General features: G+C 54.5%; 5 protein-coding genes. 2 read left to right on the top strand and 3 right to left on the bottom strand.

Annotated elements, in window-relative coordinates:
- The first annotated feature begins 588 nt into the window (after positions 1-588).
- Together ACFQEY_RS17070 and ACFQEY_RS17065 are read left to right on the top strand one after the other, a co-directional pair.
- Complete coding sequence (locus ACFQEY_RS17070) at positions 589-1347, top strand: ABC transporter ATP-binding protein (RefSeq protein ID WP_379770980.1); 759 nt, start codon at positions 589-591, stop codon at positions 1345-1347.
- Entirely contained in the window at positions 1344-2084 is a 741-nt protein-coding gene (locus ACFQEY_RS17065) for an ABC transporter ATP-binding protein (RefSeq protein ID WP_379770978.1), read from the top strand. Before ACFQEY_RS17070 ends, ACFQEY_RS17065 begins: the two co-directional genes overlap by 4 nt.
- A 61-nt stretch (positions 2085-2145) precedes the next feature.
- Here the strand turns inward: ACFQEY_RS17065 and ACFQEY_RS17060 are convergent, their stop codons facing one another.
- The 3 genes from ACFQEY_RS17060 to ACFQEY_RS17050 form a co-directional block, all read right to left on the bottom strand.
- Positions 2146-3099 carry a branched-chain amino acid ABC transporter permease gene (locus ACFQEY_RS17060; RefSeq protein WP_379770975.1) on the bottom strand — a complete coding sequence of 318 codons (954 nt, stop codon included), beginning with the start codon at positions 3097-3099 and terminating at the stop codon, positions 2146-2148.
- A 135-nt stretch (positions 3100-3234) separates the two neighbouring features.
- Positions 3235-4110: a branched-chain amino acid ABC transporter permease gene (locus ACFQEY_RS17055; protein WP_379770972.1), complete on the bottom strand. Its 876-nt coding sequence runs from the start codon at positions 4108-4110 to the stop codon at positions 3235-3237.
- Between the two features lie 3 nt (positions 4111-4113).
- Positions 4114-5379, bottom strand: coding sequence for an ABC transporter substrate-binding protein (locus ACFQEY_RS17050; RefSeq protein ID WP_379770970.1), 1266 nt, complete (start codon positions 5377-5379; stop codon positions 4114-4116).
- Positions 5380-5460 lie beyond the last annotated feature (81 nt).

Raw genomic sequence — 5460 nt, 5'->3', positions numbered from 1 at the left:
CCTCGGCTACTCACCACCGCCGCTGCTCGACCGGCTAATCGAAGACGCTCAAAAGATCCACAAGCAGCGTACGATCTTACAAGAGACGCTCGCTACCGCTACACAACCGAGGTGTGAGTCTTAACGGAAGACGGATGGATCCACCGGGTGTGACCGCATAGACGAGGAATCTGAGGGCCGCCGGACCGGCGGCCCTCAGTGGTTGGCCGAGGCCCTCCGTGAGCGTCAGCTATCGTCAGACAGCGACCGCACCGCAGACACGTTCCAACCGCCTGCCGGTTGTGAGAACAGAAGATCTCCGGACGGCGTAACCATTTTGTCGCTAGCCGTGGTTTGCCCGGGTAGCAGCGTTTCCATCGAGTCAACACAGCAGAAAAATCTACTATGGTATGTGAAGATATCTATGACTCCTCCATAGCTCAACGAGAACCTCTATCTTGCCAAAGTGAGACGTCCCTTGCACAGCTCAGTAGTGAGTGCACATGTTCGTTCCTCCTTCGGTGTGAGGTCCTAATTTCCCGTCGTGATCGGTTCCGCTACACTACAGAAGAGCGAACGTTTATATCATAATGGCACAAACGCCCACCCATGTCAACTGTTCTCTTGGAGGTGGAGAATCTTTCAAAAGATTTCGGGGCCACTCGGGCGATTGATGAGTTGTCAATTTCCCTTCCCCGGGGCGAAGTAACGTCGATAATTGGGCCAAACGGAGCTGGAAAGACGACGCTTTTTAATCTATTGACGGGAGAAATTGCGCCGACCAGCGGCGAGATTCGATTCGATGGCGATCGAATCGACGATAGATCGCCATCCGAGCTTGCCCGGTTAGGAATATCTAGGTCGTACCAGATTAACAATTTCTTTCCAGACCTCACAGTCCTTGAAAATATCCTTATTGCTACACAGTCAGAGGACGCTGGCTTTGGTCCCGCGGACTTTCTTGGCTCTAGAGCGGCGTCGCCAGCGGCACGCGAACGGGCGGCGGATGTTATCGATACGGTTGGCCTAACAGACGTAACCGATCAGGAAGCCTCACTACTCTCTCACGGCCAACAACGCCACTTAGAGGTGGCACTTGCACTCGCCCTCAACCCAGAACTGCTCCTCCTCGACGAGCCTACTGCTGGGATGAGTCCTGATACGACAGCAGCCATGAAAGACCTGCTGGGGAGGCTGTCGACAGAGTATACGATTGTTGTTGTCGAGCACGACATGGAGATGGTCATGGAGATCTCGGATCGCGTTATCGTGATCAATCGGGGGTCGCTCGTGGCTAGTGGGAGTCCCACGGAAGTCAAGGACAACGAGGCAGTTCAGCGGATCTATCTGGGAGGGACTACAGCATGAGTGAAACTTTGATAACTTCCGAGTCCGACCGTGCGACCAATGCCGTCCTTCAGATGGATGGGATCGACACATACTACCAGAACGGCCAAGTGCTATTCGATGTCTCCCTGAGTGTTCGTCCCGGTGAAATCGTCGCACTGGTCGGACGGAACGGTGCTGGTAAGACGACCACTCTCCGGAGCATCATGGGTCTGACACCACCACGGTCGGGTCAAGTTCTTCATCGCGGTGAGGATATCACCGGACAGGGGCCAGATACCATTCGGCGTAATGGTATCTCCTGGGTCCCCGAAGAGAGACGAATTTTTCCGGATTTGACCGTCGAGGAGAATTTGAGGATTGCACAGAGTTCCGGCGACGACACCGACACATCGTTCGTCTACGACCGTTTCCCGCGGCTTGACGAACGTAGGGGCCAGCTCGCAGGCACAATGAGTGGCGGCGAACAGCAGATGTTGGCGATCGCTCGCGGTCTCCTTGGACCTAGTCTTGACGTCTTGCTGCTTGACGAACCGAGCGAGGGTCTGGCTCCGTCGATCGTCAAGGATGTCGCAGAAACGATTCGCACGCTCAAAGATGATGGGGTGACAATGATTCTCGTCGAACAAAACGCCGAGATGGCCCTCGAGTTAGCGGACTACGCGTACGTTATCCAGACCGGTGAGATAGTCTACCAAAGCGATGCTGACCAATTCCGCTCCAACCAGTCCCTGATGCAGCAGTACCTTGGTGTCTAGTTAAGCCCACGAAACGTATAACGCGGTGGTCTCTCGTCAGTGTGGAACTATAACATAGAGTTCACTCACGGTCGAACAGCCTGGCTCTGAACCATGAGTACAGTGAGTCAGCAGACCGAAGCACACCAGCGAGTCCTGCAGGGAAGAAAATAATCACCACAATGAAAATACCCGCGAGCAACAACCGCCACTGTGGGAACCAGTGAAGACTCTCTTGAATGTAGATGTAGAGGCCTGCGCCAAGCATTGGACCCCAGAGTGTTCCCATACCACCTAGAAGAGTCATAAAAATAATATCGCCACTGACTATCCAGTTGAGCAACGATCCTGGGTGGGCGATGCCCTGAAGTGAGACGAGGAGACCACCGGCTAGTCCGCTGATTCCACCGCTGATTGCGAATCCAATTAACTTGTACTTGCGCACGTCGTACCCCAAATGTGCGACGCGCTCTTCGTTTTGTTGAACCGCTCTGAGAATACTACCGAATCGAGAGTTGGCAATCCGGAAGAGCAACAGAGCGCCCACAGCAGCAAGTACGAGCGTAATTAAGTAGAACTGCAGCATTGACCCCTCAAGGTCTAAACCGGGTACTGTCATCCGCGGAATCCCGAATATTCCGTTGTCCCCGCCTGTGACGCTATCACGACCGAGTATCGTTGCGAAGACGTCCTGAAACACTAAGATGTACATGATCTGTGCGGACGCGAGCGTAATCATCGCGAAGTAAATGCCTTCAGTCCGTGAGCCGAGGAATCCGAGGAGGAGTGCCAAGACGATACCGGTGACAGTCGCCACGAGCAAGACGACCGGTGCGAGGGTCGTTATTTCCTTCAGGAAGTAGGCTGCCATATACCCACCCCCTCCGAACATGGCCGCGTGCCCGAACGAATGCATCCCAGAGAAGCCGAAGGCAAAATCAAAACCGATTGCAAACAGACCGAATATGAGCATCAACGACAAGGTTTGGAGCAGCGACGGCTGGACTATGGAGACGTAAACGCCGAGACCAGCCATGACGCCCAGTCCGCCGATCAGTAGCCGTCGTACGCGCTCCCCTACCACTGCAGAGGGGTGACCGATCGAGTCGAGAGCAGCCGATTCGTCTGTACCGTCTTCGTTGGTAGACGTGTTTGTTGTCATAGCTTGGTTTCAAGTAGGATTTTCTCTTCCCAACAGTCCTTCTGGTTTCAGGAGTAGCACTAGTACCATCAGTCCGAACACGAATACGTCGGTTAGTGACGGGGCAAAAAGGCCAGCGAACGAGGTTATCAGTCCGACTAGAACCGCCCCGATTACCGTTCCTCGGAGATCCCCGAGTCCGCCGATGATAACGATAGCGAACGCGATGATGATTATGTGGGCGTCCATCTCCGGGGTGATGGCTTGGCTTCCAGCCACAAAGACGCCTGCTATCCCGGCTAAACCGGCACCGAGCACGAAGACGCCAGTTCGGAGGCGGCCGACGTTAATCCCAAGCGCGGTAACCATCTCGGCATCGTGGGTACTCGCCCGGATCAGTAACCCGTAATCTGTTTGGGTGATAATAGCCCACAGAATACCGAGAACAGCGATACTCGCTACCAGAAGGAAAATTCTGTAGAGCGGGAACGTGATAGCCCCAGCTGTAACTGATTCTTGCAAGATTGATGGTATTTTGAGTGATTTCTGTTTGGTACCCCAAAGGATTTTGACGCCCTCTTGAATTGCGATGACTAGCCCGAAGGTAACCAATATCGAGTGAAACGGTGGCCTATCGTACAGCGGCCGAATTGTGGTAACCTCCATAACGGCTCCGATGAGACCGACAATCACTGGCGCGATAATTACGGCGAGCCAGAAACTCCCGAATTCGACGGAAACTGTATAGGCAACGTACGCGCCGAGCATAAATAGCGACCCGTGTGCGAAATTAACAACCTCCATCAAACCGAAGATTATCGAGAGACCGATCGCTATCAGTGCGAAGACGAATCCGATCTGCAGCCCGAGTAGCGTGGCGTAAATGATACTGCTTACCTCTACCATATCTCAGGAGAGGTCACAGCCCCATTCGGGTGATTCAACGCGCTCGAACGTATGAATCGGTTTCTCGACTAGCTGGCCATCCTGTTCGACCACTTCCCTGACGTACTGATTCTGGATTGGTTCGTGGGTCTCGGGTTGAAACGAGAGCGGCCCGCGCGGACTGTCGATCTCCATGTTGGGCGCGACGTCATTGAATTCTTCGACGCCGTAGCCGCCCGTGTCCTCCACAATACGTTGGAGAATCTTACCGCCGTCGTAGGCAGCGACCGACATGACGTTTGGACCGCTGTCGTACTGCTCCGTGTAATTCGACTTGAATTGCTGGTTGGCCTCGTTTTCGAGCGCTGGCGAGTAGTGAAGCGCGGTTCGCAGTCCGATGGACGCGTCTCCAATCGGGCCAAGTAAATTGGGTGCGGTGATCCATCCCTCGCCCAAGAGCGGCTTCTCGATTCCAAAGTCACGGTAGTTTTTGACGTAGTTGATGGCGTCCCCTCCCGCAAAAAAGGAGTAGACGATCTCTGCATCGCTGCTCTGAACCCCCTGGAGAGAGGAAGCGAAGTCGGTCGTTCCAAGGGGGACAGGGGTGTACCCGGTTATCGTTCCACCAGCCTCCTCGAATGCTTCCGGGAAGTACTGCGACGCCCCGCGCGCACCTGCGTAGTCAGCGTGGACGATGTGGGCAGTCTCGGCGACGTTTTCGTAGACCCACTTGCCCATCGGGTAGCTGGTCTGCCAGAGATTCATCGATGGGTTGAATTGGTTTCGAAGGCACCCTTCTTTGACGATGAGGGGGTCGCCCGAGTGGAGGTTCAACCAGACGACGTCCTCGTCGCGTACCTCCGGTATCATTGCGTTCATCACCGCACTTGAGATCGGCCCCGCCAAAATGTCGACATTCTCTTCAGTGATGAGTTCTCGTGCAACTGAGACACCTTTGCTCGGGTCCTGCTCGGTATCTCGTGACACGTATTCGACATCGTAGTTACCAATTTGGCCGCCGAGTTCGTGTTCGACCTTGAGTTCGAATCCATTTCGCAGATATTGGCTGAGCTGGGCATAAGATCCCACCTCTGGAAGCGCATAGCCTACCGTGATAGTGTCGTCACTGCCACCAGAAGAACCGCTCAGACAGCCAGCGAGTGAAAGCACGCCAGCACTGCCGGCGGTCGTGAGGTACCCCCGACGTGTCCAGCCACCGGTCACGTCATCCGCCCGGGTTTCGGTTTCGCTGCTATCTGTGGGATTGTGTCGCTCGTTATGAGTTGGCATAGGGAAAAGGAGAACTATGACATTATTAATCTATCGATTAGGTCGGCAAGGCCAGCCTGACAGCGGTCAGAGAGGGTGTCA

It is taken from the genome of Halorubrum trueperi (assembly GCF_042662525.1).
Classification (GTDB): Archaea; Halobacteriota; Halobacteria; order Halobacteriales; family Haloferacaceae; genus Halorubrum; species Halorubrum trueperi.
The sequence above is the reverse complement of the archived record's forward strand: the minus strand, read 5'-3'. Positions and strand labels throughout refer to the sequence as shown.